Origin of the sequence: Amycolatopsis sp. NPDC047767 (genome assembly GCF_040704195.1) — a bacterium.
In the GTDB taxonomy this organism is placed as follows: Bacteria; Actinomycetota; Actinomycetes; order Mycobacteriales; family Pseudonocardiaceae; genus Amycolatopsis.
This window is the reverse complement of record NZ_JBEYSJ010000013.1, coordinates 23,680-39,946: the sequence shown is the minus strand read 5'-3', so window position 1 is coordinate 39,946 and position 16,267 is coordinate 23,680. Positions and strand designations below refer to the sequence as shown.

Annotated in this window: 15 protein-coding genes; 9 read left to right on the top strand and 6 right to left on the bottom strand. The window is 69.2% G+C overall.

Annotated elements, in window-relative coordinates:
* The first annotated feature begins 166 nt into the window (after positions 1-166).
* On the top strand, positions 167-1,600 hold the full coding sequence (locus AB0878_RS23360; protein WP_366582364.1) for an MBOAT family protein: 1,434 nt from the start codon (positions 167-169) through the stop codon (positions 1,598-1,600).
* A gap of 718 nt (positions 1,601-2,318) precedes the next feature.
* On the opposite strand, the gene AB0878_RS23355 is transcribed toward AB0878_RS23360, so the two are convergent.
* Together AB0878_RS23355 and AB0878_RS23350 are read right to left on the bottom strand one after the other, a co-directional pair.
* Positions 2,319-2,969 (bottom strand): class II aldolase/adducin family protein, encoded by a 651-nt coding sequence (locus tag AB0878_RS23355; RefSeq protein WP_366582363.1) that lies wholly within the window; start codon positions 2,967-2,969, stop codon positions 2,319-2,321.
* Between the two features lie 121 nt (positions 2,970-3,090).
* Positions 3,091-4,236: a hypothetical protein gene (locus tag AB0878_RS23350; RefSeq protein ID WP_366582362.1), complete on the bottom strand. Its 1,146-nt coding sequence runs from the start codon at positions 4,234-4,236 to the stop codon at positions 3,091-3,093.
* Positions 4,237-4,620: 384 nt separating this feature from the next.
* Between AB0878_RS23350 and AB0878_RS23345 the strand changes: the two genes are divergently transcribed.
* From AB0878_RS23345 to AB0878_RS23330, 4 genes are read left to right on the top strand one after another with little or no spacing between them, the layout of a single operon-like run.
* Complete coding sequence (locus tag AB0878_RS23345; protein WP_366582539.1) at positions 4,621-5,796, top strand: DUF445 family protein; 1,176 nt, start codon at positions 4,621-4,623, stop codon at positions 5,794-5,796.
* A 42-nt stretch (positions 5,797-5,838) separates the two neighbouring features.
* A complete protein-coding gene (locus AB0878_RS23340) occupies positions 5,839-7,062 on the top strand; it encodes a DUF445 domain-containing protein (RefSeq protein WP_366582361.1) in 1,224 nt (407 codons plus the stop codon).
* A 52-nt stretch (positions 7,063-7,114) separates the two neighbouring features.
* On the top strand, positions 7,115-8,434 hold the full coding sequence (locus AB0878_RS23335; RefSeq protein ID WP_366582360.1) for a hypothetical protein: 1,320 nt from the start codon (positions 7,115-7,117) through the stop codon (positions 8,432-8,434).
* A gap of 58 nt (positions 8,435-8,492) precedes the next feature.
* Positions 8,493-8,867: a hypothetical protein gene (locus tag AB0878_RS23330; RefSeq protein WP_366582359.1), complete on the top strand. Its 375-nt coding sequence runs from the start codon at positions 8,493-8,495 to the stop codon at positions 8,865-8,867.
* A gap of 1 nt (position 8,868) precedes the next feature.
* On the opposite strand, the gene AB0878_RS23325 is transcribed toward AB0878_RS23330, so the two are convergent.
* Genes AB0878_RS23325 through AB0878_RS23315 form a run of 3 tightly spaced genes read right to left on the bottom strand, consistent with a single transcriptional unit; the run spans position 8,869 to position 11,519 of the window.
* Positions 8,869-9,762, bottom strand: coding sequence for a metal ABC transporter permease (locus tag AB0878_RS23325; protein ID WP_366582358.1), 894 nt, complete (start codon positions 9,760-9,762; stop codon positions 8,869-8,871).
* A gap of 3 nt (positions 9,763-9,765) precedes the next feature.
* Positions 9,766-10,602, bottom strand: a complete 837-nt coding sequence (locus AB0878_RS23320; protein WP_220244774.1) for a metal ABC transporter ATP-binding protein — start codon at positions 10,600-10,602, stop codon at positions 9,766-9,768.
* Positions 10,602-11,519 (bottom strand): zinc ABC transporter substrate-binding protein, encoded by a 918-nt coding sequence (locus AB0878_RS23315; protein WP_366582538.1) that lies wholly within the window; start codon positions 11,517-11,519, stop codon positions 10,602-10,604. The genes AB0878_RS23320 and AB0878_RS23315 overlap by 1 nt, the downstream gene beginning before the upstream one ends.
* A gap of 196 nt (positions 11,520-11,715) precedes the next feature.
* On the opposite strand from AB0878_RS23315, the gene AB0878_RS23310 reads away from it, so the two are divergent.
* The 4 genes from AB0878_RS23310 to AB0878_RS23295 all read left to right on the top strand — a co-directional run bounded on the left by AB0878_RS23310 (position 11,716) and on the right by AB0878_RS23295 (position 15,409).
* On the top strand, positions 11,716-12,816 hold the full coding sequence (locus AB0878_RS23310; protein ID WP_364049900.1) for a LacI family DNA-binding transcriptional regulator: 1,101 nt from the start codon (positions 11,716-11,718) through the stop codon (positions 12,814-12,816).
* A gap of 132 nt (positions 12,817-12,948) precedes the next feature.
* Positions 12,949-13,440, top strand: a complete 492-nt coding sequence (locus tag AB0878_RS23305; RefSeq protein WP_364049902.1) for a carbonic anhydrase — start codon at positions 12,949-12,951, stop codon at positions 13,438-13,440.
* Between the two features lie 24 nt (positions 13,441-13,464).
* Positions 13,465-14,340: an A/G-specific adenine glycosylase gene (locus tag AB0878_RS23300; protein WP_366582357.1), complete on the top strand. Its 876-nt coding sequence runs from the start codon at positions 13,465-13,467 to the stop codon at positions 14,338-14,340.
* A gap of 115 nt (positions 14,341-14,455) precedes the next feature.
* Positions 14,456-15,409, top strand: coding sequence for an N-acetylmuramoyl-L-alanine amidase (locus tag AB0878_RS23295; RefSeq protein ID WP_366582356.1), 954 nt, complete (start codon positions 14,456-14,458; stop codon positions 15,407-15,409).
* A 53-nt stretch (positions 15,410-15,462) separates the two neighbouring features.
* On the opposite strand, the gene AB0878_RS23290 is transcribed toward AB0878_RS23295, so the two are convergent.
* Positions 15,463-16,203, bottom strand: coding sequence for an alpha/beta hydrolase (locus tag AB0878_RS23290; protein WP_366582537.1), 741 nt, complete (start codon positions 16,201-16,203; stop codon positions 15,463-15,465).
* Between the last annotated feature and the right edge of the window lie 64 nt (positions 16,204-16,267).

Sequence of the window (16,267 nt, the reverse complement as noted above, 5' to 3'; positions counted from 1 at the left end):
CTGCCGGGCTGCCTGTTTCAGGGTGGCCCGGCAGTGGTCTGAACCGGTCCATTTGCCCCTTTCGCCACCACCCTCAGTGATTCGCGTCCGGATCCGCCGGGCTTCGCTCCACGGCGCCACCCGCTCGGGCTAAGGTCAGCTCCGGAACCGAGGGGGTCCGTCACCGATGTCGTTCGTTTCGCCGCTGTTCTTGTGGTACTTCATGCCTGCGGTGCTGGTCGCCGTGCTGGTGTGCCCGCGCAGCTGGCGCAACGGCATCGTCGCGGTGGCGAGCCTGCTGTTCTACACGATCGGCGCCGGGCCGTACCTGTTCCTGCTGCTCGGCTGCATGGCCGTCAACTTCCTCGCCGGGCCGGCGCTCGAGCCCAGCCCCTGGGACGTCCGCGGCACGCGGCGCAAGCGGATCCTCATCGGCGTCGTCACGCTCGACGTGCTGGTGCTCGTCATCTGGAAGTACGCGGGCTTCGCGACGCAGCAGATCGCGGCCGTCGCGCACTGGTTCGGCGGTGACGTCGGCGTCGCGAGCATCGTGGTGCCGATCGGCATCTCGTTCTACACGTTCCACCACATTTCGTACACCGTGGACATTTACCGCGGTGAACGTCGTGCGCTTCGCAACCCCGTGTCGTTCGCGGCGTACATCGCGATGTTCCCGCAGCTCATCGCCGGTCCCATCGTGCGTTACCGCGAGATCGCGGACCAGCTGCCGCAGCACCGGTCCCACCGCCTCGACGACATCGCCGCCGGCTTCCCGCGGTTCGCACTGGGGCTGTGCAAGAAGTCCATCGTCGCCGACTCGCTCAGCCCGATGGTCGAAGCGTGCTTCTCCACGCCCCCCGACCAGATGACGTTCGCGACGGCGTGGCTCGGCGCCATCGGCTACACGCTGCAGCTGTTCTTCGACTTCTCGGGCTACTCGGACATGGCCATCGGCCTCGGCCGCATGCTGGGCTTCCGCCTCCCGGAGAACTTCGCGCGGCCGTACTCGTCGGTCACCATCACGGAATTCTGGCGCCGCTGGCACATGTCCCTGTCCCGCTGGTTCCGCGACTACGTCTACATCCCCCTCGGCGGCAACCGCTCGGGCGCCGGCAAGACCTACCGCAACCTCTGCATCGTCTTCGTCCTCACCGGCTTCTGGCACGGCGCCCAATGGACCTTCCTGGTCTGGGGCTGCTACCACGGCGCCCTGCTCGTCATCGAACGCCGCTTCAACCTCGGCGACACCCCCACCGGCCGCGCCGCCCGCATCGGCCGCCGGGTGCTGACCCTGGTCCTCGTCGTGTTCGGCTGGGTGTTCTTCCGCTCCGCCGACCTGCCGCACGCATTGAGCATGATCGGCCACATGCTCCTGCCCGACTTCGGCGGCCTGGGCGACGTGGTTTCGAGCGCACTGACGAACCAGCGGCTGGTGATCCTGATCCTGGCCTTGGCCGTGTTCGTACTCCCGGCGCACCCGGTTACGGGCCCACTGCTGGAGTCGTCACGGACCCGTCCGGCCACGGCTCTGCGCGTGGGCGTGATGACGGCGGGGCTGGTGTACGCCGCGATTCTGGTGGCTACGGGGACGTTCAGCCCGTTTTTGTACTACCAGTTCTAGCCGTTCGGAAGACCACCGATCAGCGACGTAGTTCGGTGGCCTGACTCCGGATTCGACCGCCAAGGGCGTGAATCTTTTCGTTCACCGCACTGATCTGGTCGGAATCGACGCTTCCAAGCACGCGACAAGAGCATCGACGCCGTCGATGAGCTTTGCGACGGAAGCATCGGGCACTCACCGAGCATGGCACAGTGGGTGGTCCGTCGATGCAACAGTTGACGACCGAGGGGCGAACGTGACAGTCGATCAGCAGCGGTTCCGCGACCAGCGGCTGACCGCGTGGCATTTTGCCGCCGGTGAGGTGCTGGTGCGGTGTCCGCGGTGCGGCGAATGCGCCAGGGTGGTTGTCGTGCCAGGGGCGGCCGGGGAGTTGCGGGAGACCCGGCGGCTGGTCTGTGGGCGGTGCGGGCAGGTGCGGGACCAGACCGGTCAGACGTGCTCCGGGCCGGCGCCGACCGGGACTGTGCGGGATCCCTATCTGCGCGAGCCGCTGTGGTTGCAAGGTGATTGCGGTGGGAATGTGCTGTGGGCGTACAACGAAGCGCACCTTGACTACCTCGAGGCCTTTGTTGGTGCGAAGCTTCGGGAGAAGGTCGTCGTCGGCGAGGGTGAGTGGCAGCGGAGGATGACGATGGTCGCCAAGTTGCCCGGGTGGTTGAAAGCGGCGAAGAATCGCGACCGGGTGCTGCGCGGCATTCATGCGGCTGCGGGCAACGCTTTAACCCTGCCCATAACCGCGCAGTTTTTCCACCACGCGCCCAATCTCATCGGCCGGCAACAAAGCCGGCGTGCCGGCCGAGCGGGCCAGGAGCCACACCTGGCAGAGCCACTCAAGCTGGCGCGCCCGGTCGTACGCCGCAGCCAAAGTGGCGCCGTAGGTGATGGTGCCGTGGTTGGCCAGCAGGCAGCCGCGGCGAGTGTCCAGCGCCGTGAGCATGTGGGTGGCCAAAGCATCAGTGCCGTAGGTCGCGTAGGGGGCGACGCGGACGGACGGGCCGAGGGTGGCCACGAGGTAGTGGATGGGCGGTAGCTCGTCGACCAGGGTGGACACGGCGGTGGCGTGGGGGGAGTGCGTGTGGACGACCGCGTTCACCGGGGAGCCGTCGGGGTCCCGAGCCTGGTTGTAGATGGCCAGGTGCATGGGGAGTTCGCTGGTGGGGCGGAGACGGCCGTCGACCGCCTCGCCGTCCAGGCCGACGACGGGGATGTCCGAAGGCGCCAAAGTCGAGTAGTCCACGCCGGTGGGGGTGACGGCGACGAGGGCGCCGTCGCGGATGGAGAGGTTGCCGGAGGTGGCAACGGCCAGGCCGTCCGGAGACAGGCGGCGGGCGTGGGAGCAGATGGCTGCGCGTTCGTCTTCGAGGATCAAAGGACTGGGCCTCCGGCTCTGGTCGATAGCGACATTCTCACCGCGGACATCGGTGGCGAGCGAGGCGAAGCCGAAAAAAAGCGGGCCCACCGGTGTGGTGGGCCCGCAAACGACCGGGGAATCAGCGAGCGGTGACGTCCTCGGATTCCGACGAATCGGCAGCGTCCTCAACGGACTCCGGCTCCGTGGCTGCCTGGTCCGCCGGATTCAGCAGGCGCAGGGCTTCCTGAACGGCGACGTTGGTGGCAGCCAACCGGTCCGCCACCTTCGCCCGCAGGTCGAGCGCCAGGGTGCGGGCTTCGGTGGCCACGGTCTGCTTCTGGAGGGCGTCGGCGAGGGCGCTGTCCGTCTGAGCGCGCTTGCTGGCGATCTCCTCGGACGCGACGCGGTCGGCTTCGGCGCGGGCGGCCGCGGAGGCGGCTTCGGCGGCGGCGTCGGCCTCGACGCGGGCGCGGGTGGCCGACTCGTCGGCTTCGGCGCGGGCTTGGGCGGCGGCTTCGTCGGCTTCCGCGCGGGCGCGGTCGGCCGCGGCGGTCCGGGTCGCGATGTCCTCGTTCGCAGCGGCCGTGCGGGTCGCGATGTCCTCGTCCGCGGCGGCGGTGCGCGTGGCGATGTCTTCGTTGGCGGCAGCCGTGCGCGTGGCGATGTCCTCGTCCGCCGCGGCCGTACGGGTCGCGATGTCCTCATTCGCCGCCGCCGTGCGTGAAGCGATCTCCTCGTCCGCGGCCCGGGTCCGGCGCTCGATGTCCGCGTCCGCAGCCGCCGTGCGCTCGTCGATGTCGGCCTCGGCCGAAGCGATGCGCGACGCGATGTCCGCCTGCGCCTCCGACAGCAGCCGCTCGCGCTCGGCTTCCGCTTCCTTGCCCAGGCGCTCGACGGTGCGCTGCGACTCGTGCGCGTACTTGTCCGCCTCGGCGCGGGTGGCGGTGGCGTCGGCTTCGGCGGCCGCGCGAAGGTCGGCGATCTCCTCCTCCGCGAGCTGCATCATCATGCGCACGCGCTCGGCCATGGCGCCGGCGCCGGACGGGCTCGAGCTCAGCCGCACGAGAGCGGCCTTCGTCTCGGACAGCTCGTTCTGCGTGGTGGTGAGGGCCTTCGACAGCTCGCCGGCCGTCGCGATGGCCTCGTCGCGGCTGTGGGACGTCTCCCGCAGCTCGCGCGAGAGCGCCGTGAGCCGCTCGTCGACCTGGCGCTGGTTATAACCCCTGACGGCGACGGCGAACGGGACGCTCTTCGGGGTGGCTTCGGACTTCTCAGGCGCGACCATCGGGCCACCTTAGTGAGAGCAGGTCCGTGTTTACGTACCGCCAAACGGCTGCATTACAAAACGCACAACCCTCGGTCACGCATGGCATCGCAGACAAGGAGGGACAGCCGGGAGAACAACGAGGAAACTACAGGAGACCGGAATGGACGGTCCGAAACAACGCACCGGATCGGTCTTGGGCCCGACCGGCACGAACCCGGCCAATACGCGGCCCCGCCGAGCCACCACCGTCGATCCGCAGCCGGGCAGCCCGGAAGCCGGCCAAGCCCGAACCGGTGAACGCCCGACGCGGCTCCCCGATTCACCGCCCGCCGCCCGCTACCGTGCGCGTGAGCGCGACACGGGGAGGCAAGCCCGGTGCACCACTGGCAGGTCTACGCGACGATGCCGTTCATCGCCGCGCTGATCGGCTACGTCACCAAACGCGTGGCCATCGAGATGATGTTCCGGCCCGTCGAGTTCGCCGGAATCAAACCGTTCCTCGGGTGGCAGGGCGTGCTGCCCGCGAACGCCGAACGCATGGCGACGACCGCGACGGAAATGCTCACCACGAACCTCGTCGACCCAAAGGAGATTTTCGCCCGGCTCGACCCCGCGCAGGTCGCCAAGGAAATCGAAGAACCACTGCTCGAAGTCGTCGAAGACGTCACCCGCGAGGTGATGGAGACCTACCAGCCGCGGCTGTGGGAGGTGCTGCCGACGGCCGCGCAGCAGTTGCTGCTCAAGCGGGTGCAGGCCGAAGCGCCACGCGCGATCACGAAGATCATGCGCGAAATCGCGGCCAACATCGAAGATGTGCTCGACCTCAACCACATGGTCGTGGCCAACCTCGTGCGCGACAAGGCGCTCCTCAACCGCCTGATCCGTGACATCTCGAAACCCGAAATGCAGTTCATCGCACGCTCCGGAATCGTGTTCGGCTTCATTCTCGGCTGCGTTCAGCTGCTCGTGTGGACGGTCGCGAAATCGCCCATCGTGCTGCCGCTGTTCGGGCTCGGCATCGGCTGGTTCACCGACTGGCTCGCGCTGAAGATGATCTTCCTGCCCCGCGAGCCGAAACGGTTCTTCGGCCTCTACTCGTGGCAGGGCGTGTTCCAGAAACGCCGCGACCAGGTCGCCGCCGACTACGGCGACATGATCGCCCGCGAGATCATCACCGTGCCCAACCTGCTGGAAGCCGTGTTGCGCGGCCCGAAGTCCGACCGGCTGTTCACCATGATCACGCGCGAAGTGCAGAAGACGATCGACGCGCAGGCGAGCGTGGTGAAACCGTTCGTCGCGATCGCCGTCGGCACGAAGCGCTTTCAGGAAATGAAGCAGACGGCCGCCGCGATCGCCGCGCACCGCGTGCCCGAGACGATCCGCCACGCCGAGGACTACGCCGTGAACGCGCTCGACGTGCGCAACACGATCGTCGACCGGATGCGCAAGCTCACCCCGCTGGAATTCGAACAACTGCTGCGCCCGGCGTTCCGGCAGGACGAATGGAAGCTGATCGCCGTCGGCGCGGTCATCGGCGGACTGGTCGGCGAGCTCCAGGCGCTGGTCCTGCTGCACTGACAACTGCGATACGGTTTCTCCGGCGAGCGGAGGGAGGCCGGTTTGGACGCAGTCCTCGACGACCTCGCGCGGCACTGGCCGGTCTACGCCACGATGCCGTTCATCGCCGCGCTCATCGGCTACGTCACCAAGCGCGTGGCGATCGAGATGATGTTCCGCCCGCTGGAGTTCGTCGGGATCAAACCGTTCCTCGGGTGGCAGGGCGTGGTGCCCAAGCACGGCGGCCGGATGGCGGCCATCGCCACCGACCTGCTGACCACGAACCTGCTCGACCTCAAGGAGATCTTCGAGAAGATCGACCCGGTCATCGTCACGCGCGAGCTGGAGCAGCCGCTGCTGCGGGCCGTCGACGCGATCGCGCGCGACGTGCTGGAGGAGCACCACCCCAGGCTGTGGGAAGTGCTGCCGACGCTCGCGCAGGAGCTGCTGATCAAGCAGGTCCAGGCCAACGCGCCGCGGCTCGTGCGCGAGTTCCTGGAGGACGTGCGCGACAACCTCGACGAAGTGCTCGACGTGCGGCACATGACCGTCGAAAGCCTCACCCGCGACAAGGCCCTGCTCGTGCGGCTGATCCGCGAGACCTCGCGCCCGGAGATGGCGTTCATCGCCCGCGCCGGCATCTTCTTCGGCTTCGGCCTGGGTGTCGTGCAGGCGGTCGTGTGGGCGTTGACGCGCCAGCCGCTCGTGCTGCCGATCTTCGGCGGCTGCATCGGCCTGTTCACCGACTGGCTCGCGATCAAGATGATCTTCCTGCCGCGCGAGCCCGTGCGCGTGGGCCGCGTGATCCTGCAGGGCAAGTTCCAGCGCCGCCGCGCCGAGGTCGCCCGGCAGTACGGCGAGCTGATCGCCAACGAAGTCCTGACCACGGCGAACCTGCTCGAAGCGCTGCTGCGCGGCCCGAAGTCCGACCGGCTCGTGGCGATGGTCGAACGCGCGGTGGGCCACGCCGTCGACGAGCAGGCCAGCCTCGCGAAGCCCGTGCTCACCCTGGCCGTCGGCGGGCGCCGGCTGCAGGAGATGAAGCACGAAGCCGCGCGGCGGGCGTTGGCGGAGCTGCCGCAGACCGTCCGCTACGCCGAGGGCTACCTCACGCAGGCCATGGACGTCGCCAAGGTCATCGAGCAGCGCATGCTCGCGATGACGCCGGTGGAGTTCGAGGGGCTGCTGCGGCCGGCGTTCCGCCAGGACGAGTGGAAGCTGATCGCGGTGGGTGGTGTGATCGGGTTCATCGTCGGTGAGCTGCAGGTCCTGCTCATGCTCGGCTGACTTTTCGGTGGTTGCCCACACCTCGTTCACCCGAAGTGGCTACCGTGATCGAGTGGCGTCCCAACCCCCTCAGCTGCCAGCCGTCCACGAGGCGTACCTGCCCCGCGAGCACGCGCTGCATCGTCCGCGGCACGGCAAGCGGCAGCTCACGGCGCTGATCTGCGCGCTGCTGTTCTTCACCACGCCCACGCTGCTGTGGGTGTTCGGGGTCCGCCCGACCGAGATCGAGAACCACAAGCTCGCGGGGTTCCCCAGCATCACCGACGGCTTCGGCTTCTTCACCGGCCTGCCGACGTGGGCCGTCGACCAGCTGTCCTTCCGCGCGAGCGCCATCAACGCGGCCGACGGCATCAGCCGCGGGGTCTTCGGTGAGGACGCGCCGCTGGACCAGGGTTCGTCGTCGGACTCGGGCCCCATCCCGGCGCCGCCGCTGCAACAGCCGGGCGCGCCCAACCAGGGTCCGGCCACGCCGAGCCTGCCGGGCAGCAACCAGGCCGGCTACCGCAAGGTCGTACAGGGCCTCGACGGCTGGCTGTACTACGGCTACGACGCCGAGGCGAAGTGCACGCCCACACAGGACATCGACACCACGCTCAAGAAGGTCAACGAGCTGCGCACCGCCGTCGAGGCGTCCGGGCGCAAGTTCATCTTCGTCGTGACGCCGGACAAGACGACGATGGTGCCCCAGTTCCTGCCCGACAGCTACCCGGGCAAGGAGTGCTCGCAGGCCGCCGCGCCGAACGACTGGTACAAGATGACCACCGTCGGCCACTCCCTGGATCTGCGCCCGGCTCTGGCCGCGTCCGCCGCCCATGTGGGCCACCCGATCTACGCCCCGAACGACACGCACTGGCGCGACGAAGGCGGCGTCGTCCTCGCCCGGGCCCTCGCCGAGGCTGCGCAGCCCGGGGTCACCCAGAGCTGGCAGTCCACTCCGGACGGCGTGTACGACGGCGTTGCCGACCTGCCGCTGCTGATCGGCAAGACAGGCACCAAGTCGAACACGCAGTACACCCTCGAGCCCGACGGCGTCACCGACCGCGCGGCCGGCTTCATCTCCAACATCGACACTCCGGTGCATCGCACCTCGGTGCCCCTGCCCGGCACGATCGCCGAGCCCACGCTGGTCTACGGAGACTCGTTCAGCCTCGCGTCCTCGCGCTACCTCTCCGCGGCCTTCACGAACCTGACCTACCTCGCCTACTCCACCGACAAGACGCCCCAGGCGGCCGCGGTCAGCGAATTGGTGAACTCGCGGGTGGTCGTGCTGCAGGCCGTGGAACGCAACGTCGTCGGCGGCCTCGTGCCGTTCACGAACGACGGCTTCATCGCGGCGGTGAAGACGGCGATGGCGGCGCACCCGGTGGGCTGATCACCCGATCCAGGCAAAGCGCTCACACCGGCACCTTCGCGATGTCATGATCAACTACATGAAGAAGCCGAGCACGATCGCAGCCACGCTCGCCATCGCCGGTGCCTTCCTCGGCGCCGCCGCTCTCGCCGCGCCCGGTGCTTCCGCGTTGCAGGGCTGCAGCGACCACGGCGGTTACCGCAACTGCCGCACCGACGCGAACGGCGGTTTCGTGAGCGTCACCGCGTACCCCGGGATCGTCAAAGCCGCCAAGAGCCAGCCGGCTGACGTGTGGATCGACAGCAACCAGGCGAACCACCTGGCCGTCGGCCAGGGCTACACGGAGTACCGCCCGCCCAACGGCGGCCTGCGCTACCGGGCGTGCGCGTGGTTCCAGAACCCGATCACGTACAACCAGGAAGTCGTCTGCACGGCCTGGGTGCAGGGCTACTGACTCAGCCCACCGCCACCGGAGGCGCCGGTTGCCGAGCCGCCGGTGTTGTGCGGACGCCGGTGCGGCGGTCGCGCGCCCAGGAGATGGCGCGGCAGACCAGGTAGATCAGGAACGAGATGGCCGTGACGAAGGCGCTCACTGGTTTGCCCGGAGCCAGCGACAGGATGATGCCGCCCAGGGCCGCGACCTCGGCGAAGATCACCGAAAGCACGGTGGCGCGCAACGGGCTCGCCGTGACGCGGGCGGCGGCCGCGGCGGGGGTCACCATCAGGGCGACCACCAGCAGCGAGCCGACGATCTGCACGCTCAGCGCCGTGGCGACACCGACGAGCAGGGAGAACACCACCGTCAGCGTCTTCACCGGCACGCCGCGCGCGACGGCGACGTTGCGGTCCACGCTGGCGAACAGCAGCGGCCGGTAGACGCACGCCAGCACGGCCAGCACGGCGATGGCCGAGACCACCAGTGACGTCAGGTTCGTCGAGTCCACGGTGATGATCTGGCCCGTGAGAATGCCGAACTTGTTGGCCGACCGTCCCTTGTAGAACGACAGCAGCAGCACGCCCATGCCGAGGCCGAACGAAAGGATCACGCCGATCACGGAGTCGCGGTCGGCGTCGCGGGTGCCGAGGATGCCCAGCAGCAGCGCGGCGGCCACGGCACCGAGCAGTGCGCCGTACTCGACGCCGACGCCGATCAGCAGCGCGCCCGCCGCGCCGGTGAAGGCCAGCTCCGACGTGCCGTGCACCGCGAAGGACATGCGGCGCATCACGATCAGCGGGCCGAGGATGCCGGCGAGCAGCCCGAGCACGGCGGCCGCGATGAGGGCCGTCTGGACGCCGGGCAGCTCGGTGATCAGCTCCCACGTCTTGGCGAAGTCGAACATGCCGTCCAAGGCTCAGCCCACTGCTTCCTGCTCGTGGTGGTGCGGTTGGTCTTCGCACAGGGAGCTCTGCGAACCCGCGATGTGGATCTGCCCGCCGACGCGCAGCACCTCGACGCGCGTGCCGTACAGCTCGGACAGCGTCTCGGAGTTCATCACCTCGTCGGGCTTGCCGACGCGGAACGAGCCGTTGACCAGGTACAACACGCGGTCGACGAACTGCAGCACCGGGTTGATCTCGTGTGTCACGAACAGCACGGCCGTGTCCGCCGTACGCCGGCGCCGGTCGATCAGCTCGCTGACCGCGCGCTGGTGCGCGAGGTCGAGCGAGAGGAGCGGTTCGTCGCACAGCAATACGGATGGGTCACCGACCAGCGACTGCGCCACCCGGAGGCGTTGCTGCTCACCGCCGGAAAGCCGCCCGATCGGCTGCTTCGCGTACGCCGTGCCACCGACCGCCTCGATCGCCTCGGCGACGCGACGCCGTCGGTCTCGCATGCCGAACACGCCGGTCCCCCAGCGGTGCCCGTCGAGGCCGAGGCCCACGAGGTCGACGCCGCGCAGGGTCAGGCCGTCGTCGATCGCGCGCTGCTGCGGGATGTAGCCGACCTTGCGGTTGGCGCCGCCCGGGCGGCCGCCGGCGATCTCGACGCTGCCGGCCGAGAGGCTCTGCATGCCGAGCAACGCCTTGAGCAGGCTGCTCTTGCCGGATCCGTTGGGGCCGAGGATCGCGAGGAACTCGCCCTGCTCGACATCGAGGTCGAGCCCGGACCAGAGGGTGCGGCTGCCGAAGGCCAGGCCCGCCCCGCGGACGCGAACCGCGGGGCGAACCGTCGAGAGCGCGGCGGACATCAGCTGTTCAGAGCCCCGGACAGCGAGTCCACTTCCTTGGTCATCCAGTCAATGTAACCCGTGACGTCGGCGGGCAGCGTCTCGGCCACGTCGACCACGGCGACGTTCGACGCCTTCGCGTCCGACACCACCTGCTGGGTCAGCGGGGTGACCGTCTGGACGTTGTTGATCAGGGCCTTGACCTGCTTGTTCTTGATGAGCTGGGTGAAGTCGTTGACGGCCGTGGCGGGCACGTCGGTCTCGTTCTCGACCGCGTCGGAGAAGGCCTTCGGGGTCGCGTCGGTGATCTTCGCGGTCTCGAGCAGGTAGTGGGCGACGGGCTCGGTCACCACGACCTTGGTGCCCGGGTGCGCGGCGCCGAGCGCTTCGGTCTTCTTGACCAGCGCGTCAACCTGGCCCTTGAACTTCGCGGCGTTGTCGTCGAAGGTCTGCTTCGACGACGGCTGGATCGCGCTGAGCGCCGAGGCGACCTGGTCGGCCACCTTCTCCACACCGGGCAGGTCGAACCAGACGTGCTCGTTCTCGTCGCCGGTCGCGGCGATGTCGTAGGCCACGAGCTTCTTCGCGCCCGACGCCTGGTCCGCCAGCTTGCCGAAGAAGTCGTCGTAGCCGCCGCCGTTGGCGAGCGTGAGCTGCGCGTTCTTCGCCGCCAGCGCGTCGTCGGCGGTGGACTCGTACGAGTGCGGGTCGGCCGTCGGGTCGTGGATGATCGATTTGACTGCCACCTTGTCACCGCCGACGGCCGTGACAACGCTGCCCCACACGTCCGTGGCCGCAACGACGTTGATCTGCCCCGAGGTCGAGGAACCGGAACCGGCGCCGGTTGCACCCGAATCGGTGCTGGAGCACGCGCTGAGCGCGAACACGGTCAGAGCCGAAGCGGCGGCGAGCACGCCGCGGGCGCGGCGGGTACTCAGGCGGGAACTCATCGAAGACTCTCCTGGGTCGAACCGATCAGCTAATGGAAATCGTTGTCAGATTCACTTTACCCCATCCGCATGACAAGGCCCGCTCCACCGGGTGGCAGAAGGCCCGTCCGTCACTCAGCGGATCGAGACACTCACCACAGGGGTGTCGCTTCTGGAAAACGATCTGAACCGTTACGGTTTGCGGATGGGCCGTCCTATTCGCACCCGGAGGCAGGCGACACTGGCGTCGCTGGCGGCGGAGCTCGGGGTGTCCAGGACCACCGTGTCCAACGCTTACAACCGCCCCGACCAGCTGTCTCCCGAACTGCGGCGGCGCATCCTCGAGACCGCACGCCGCCTCGGTTACCCCGGCCCGGACCCGGTCGCCCGCTCGTTGCGCACCCGCAAGGCGGGCGCCGTCGGGCTGCTGCTCACCGAGAACCTGTCGTACGCGTTCCGTGACCCGGCCGCGGTCGGTGTGCTCGAAGGCCTCGCCCTCGCCTGCGAGGACGCCGGGGTCGGATTGCACCTGGTGCCCGCGAGCCCCGGCCGCGAAGACGTCGCCGCCGTGCACCGCGCCGGCGTCGACGGTTTTGTCGTTTACTCCGTGCCCGACGACGACCCGCACCTGGCCGCGGTGCTGGAGCGGCCCGTCCCCACGGTGATCATCGACCAGCCGCGCATCGAAGGCGTGGACCGCGTCGGCCCGGACGACGCGGCGGCCGTCACGCGCCTGGCCGAGCACCTCGTCTCGCTCGGCCACCGGCAGGTCGGCGTGCTGTGCATGCGCCTGGCGCGCGAGCGCAACGACGACTTCGTGACCGCGCAGCGCCAGAGCAGCGCCCACTTCCACGTGCAGCGCATCCGCCTCGAAGCCCTGGCCACGGCGTTCTCCGCGGCCGGTGTCGACTGGGCCACCGTGCCCGTGGTCGAGCGTTTCGACCACACCGTCGACGACGGTGCTTCGGGCGCGCGCCAGTTGCTCGACGCGTACCCGCAGGTCACGGCCGTGATCTGCACGTCGGACATCCTCGCGCTCGGCGCGCTGGCCGAAGCCGAACGCCGCGGCCTGCGCGTGCCGCTCGACCTCACCGTGACCGGCTTCGACGGCATCGCCGAGGCCGAGCGCCTGGGGCTCACCACCGTGCACCAGCCCGTGCTCGAGAAGGGCAAGGTCGCGGGGCGGCTGCTGCTCGGCTCGGCCGAGCGCGTGGGCCCGAAGGTGATCACGCTGCCCACCGAGCTGCGGATCGGGCGCACGTCGGCGCCGCCGCGGACCGTCGAGGAGCCGTGGTTCGGGGGCTGATCCCCGGCAGCGGCGGGGGAATGCCCCTGTTTTCCCGTGACTTCGGACCTATCCCGTTGTAACGGACGCCTCGGGCGGGTTCCATGGGAGGGACCGCCCGCGTAGTCGGGGAAGCGTGGCCGAAAGGTGACCATGACCTCCATCGACGTTCTTCTCAAGCGCAACGAGGAACTCGGCAACGTCGTGCCGGGTGACCGCTCGTCGCCCAAGCCCTCGTTGCACGTGGCCATCCTGACCTGCATGGACGCGCGCGTGCGCGTGTTCGAGATCTTCGGGCTCATCCAAGGTGAGTCCCACGTGCTGCGCAACGCCGGCGGCGTGGTCACCGACGACATGATCCGGTCCCTCGCCCTCAGCCAGCGCAAGCTCGGCACCCGCGAGGTCCTGATCGTGCAGCACACCGAGTGCGGCCTGTCGATGGTGACCGAGGACGACTTCAAGGACGAGCTCGAACAGGCCACCGGCCTGCGGCCGACCTGGTCGGTGGAGGCGTTCCGCAACGTCGAGGACAGCGTGCGCGTGTCGATGGAGCGGGTGCGCCGCAGCGACTTCCTCCCGCACACCGACAACGTGCGCGGATTCGTCTACGACGTGAAGACCGGGAGCCTGACCGAGGTCGTCTGAGCCGCGTCGGTTTCAATGGTCGGCGTGGCTGTGAACGCGGACGTTCTGATCGACTGGTTCGACACGCACGGGCGAGACCTGCCGTGGCGGGAGCCGGAGTGCTCCGCGTGGGGCGTGCTGGTGAGCGAGATCATGCTGCAGCAGACGCCGGTCGTGCGTGTGCAGCCGATCTGGCTCGAGTGGATGGCGCGCTGGCCCGTGCCCTCGGCGCTGGCCGCGGAGACGACCGGCGAGGTCGTGCGCGCGTGGGGCAAGCTCGGTTATCCGCGCCGCGCCCTGCGGCTGCACGCGGCGGCCACGGTGATCGCGGCCGAGCACGGCGACGTCGTGCCGTCCGATGTGGACACCCTGCTCGCGCTGCCCGGCATCGGCGCGTACACCGCGCGGGCCGTGGCGGCCTTCGCCTACGGCAAGCGGGCGCCGGTCGTCGACACGAACGTGCGGCGCGTGGTCGCGCGGGCCGTGCACGGCGCCGGCGACGCGGGTCCGGCGTCGAACACGCGCGACATGGCCGACGTCGAAGCGCTGCTGCCGGCCGAAGACGCGCCCGCGGCCAAGCTGTCGGCGGCGTTGATGGAGCTGGGCGCGCTGATCTGCACCGCGCGGGCGCCGCGCTGTGCCGACTGCCCGGTGTTCGACACCTGCGCGTGGCAGCACAACGGCCGGCCGGAGTACGCGGGGCCGGCCAAGCCCGTGCAGAAGTTCGCGGGCACCGACCGGCAGGTGCGTGGCCTGCTGCTCGATGTGCTGCGCGGCAGCGAGGGACCCGTGGAGAAGGCACGGCTGGACATCGTGTGGCACGAGGCCGGGCAGCGCGACCGGTGCCTCGACTCGCTGCTGGTCGACGGGTTGCTGGAGCAGACGGACAGCGGGCTGTTCGCGCTGCCGGGTGAGCACTGACGGGCTGGTTCTCACGGGGTACGACGAAAGTCGGCAAAAAGTTGTCATGATCTCCCTGGCGGGTTAGCTTTCCCCCGACGCTGTTCCGGCACCGTTTCCGGCGAGGGGGATTCGCATGGGGGAAGCCACTCGCCGTGCCGTGCTCAAGGGCGGGCTCACGGTCACCGCGGCGAGCGCGTTCGGCCTGGTCACGGCGCGATCCGCTGCGGCGGTCACCGCGCCGAAGATCCACCCGACGTCCGAGTGGAACGCGCGACCCGCGACGGGCGCGATCGTGGTGGAGAACCACAAGCCGACGTACATCGTGGTGCACCACACCGTCGACCCGGGCAACAACACCGACTATTCGCTGGCCCATGCGTTGCAGATCTCGCGCGACATCCAGAACTTCCACATGGACACCCGCGGCTGGATCGACACGGGCCAGCAGTTCACGAACAGCCGCGGCGGCTACGTGACGGAAGGCCGGCACCGCAGCCTGGAAATCCTGCGCGGCGGCACGCAGCACGTGCAGGGCGCGAACGTCGGCAACCACAACAGCGAATGCCTCGGGATCGAGAACGAGGGCCTGTACAGCACGGTCGACGTGCCGGTGGCGCTGTGGAATTCGCTGGTGTCACTGGTCGCCTACATCGCCGACCAGTACGGGATTTCGCCGAGTTTCATCAAGGGCCACCGGGATTTCAATTCCACGGAGTGCTGCGGTCAGGTGCTGTACGACCGGCTTCCGGAGCTGCGGACAGCCGTTTCGCGAGTGCTCGGCGTCGCGGCTTCGCGGGCAGAGGTGCCCGAATGGCCGTTGCTGAAGCCGGGCGACGTGGGGCCCAGGGTGCTTACGGCGCAACGGTTCTTGCGCGCCGCGGGTTACGGCGTGCCGACCGATGGCGTGTTCGGACAGTCCACAACGGACGCGGTGGCTGCACTGGCGTCTGCCCATGGGCTGTCCCGCGACAGCTGCACGGCGGCGCGGGCCGCGGACGAGTCGGGATTCCTCGGCTCGGACGTGTGGCCGCTGATCGTGCCGTCGGGCAAGTCCGCCGCCGCGTGGCGGGTCGAACTCGCCCAGTGACCCCGGCGGGTCACGCGTGCCGGCGAGGGCGGTACGCGTGATCCGCCGGTTTCTCAGAGACCGGCGAGGAACGCTTCGACGGCGCCGCGGTAGATCTCGGGTGCCTCGGCGTGGGGCAGGTGCGCCGAGCCGGGGACGACGACGTGTTTCGCGCCCGGCACCCGTTCGGCCACTTGGGCTTGCTGGCCGGCCGGCATGGCCGTGTGTTCGCCCTCGACGAGGAGCAGGGGGCAGCTCAACGAGTCCACAATGGACCAGTAGTCGCGGCGGCCCCATTCGGCGGCGATCTCGTAGAGGTTCTCCAGGTTGGCGATCAGGTGGTAGCCGTCTTCGCGTTCCTCGACGCATTCGGTGAAGTAGTCGCCCGCGGTGCCGAAGAATTCGCGGACGTGGGCGAGGGATTCGAACGGCACCGGCCAGCTGTCGAAGTAGCCGCGCCAGGTCTCGACGGTGCGGCCGCGCTGGTCGGGCGCGAAGTCCTCGCTGACGACCCCGCGGACCAGTTCCGGGTACTTGGCCGCCGTCGCCCACGCGTGGAGGCCGCCCATGGAGTGGCCGATCAGCACGGAGGGGCCGATCTCACCCAGCACCCCGGCGATGTCCTCGGCGAACTGTTCGGTGGTCCACGGGCCGGTGTGCGGCGCGCGGCCGTGCCCGCGAGCGTCGAGGGCGTGGACGGAGCCGTAGCGCTTGAGCCACTGGGCGACCGGCCACCAGGTGCGGGCGCGGCCCATCAAGCCGTGCAGCAGGAGCGCCGACACGCCCGTGGTGTCGGCGCCGCCGAAGTGGATCAGCCCAGGTCGCACCGTGCCTCCCGCTGTTTCGTCCGGTAGCCAATCACACCCGAGCCCTTAGGGT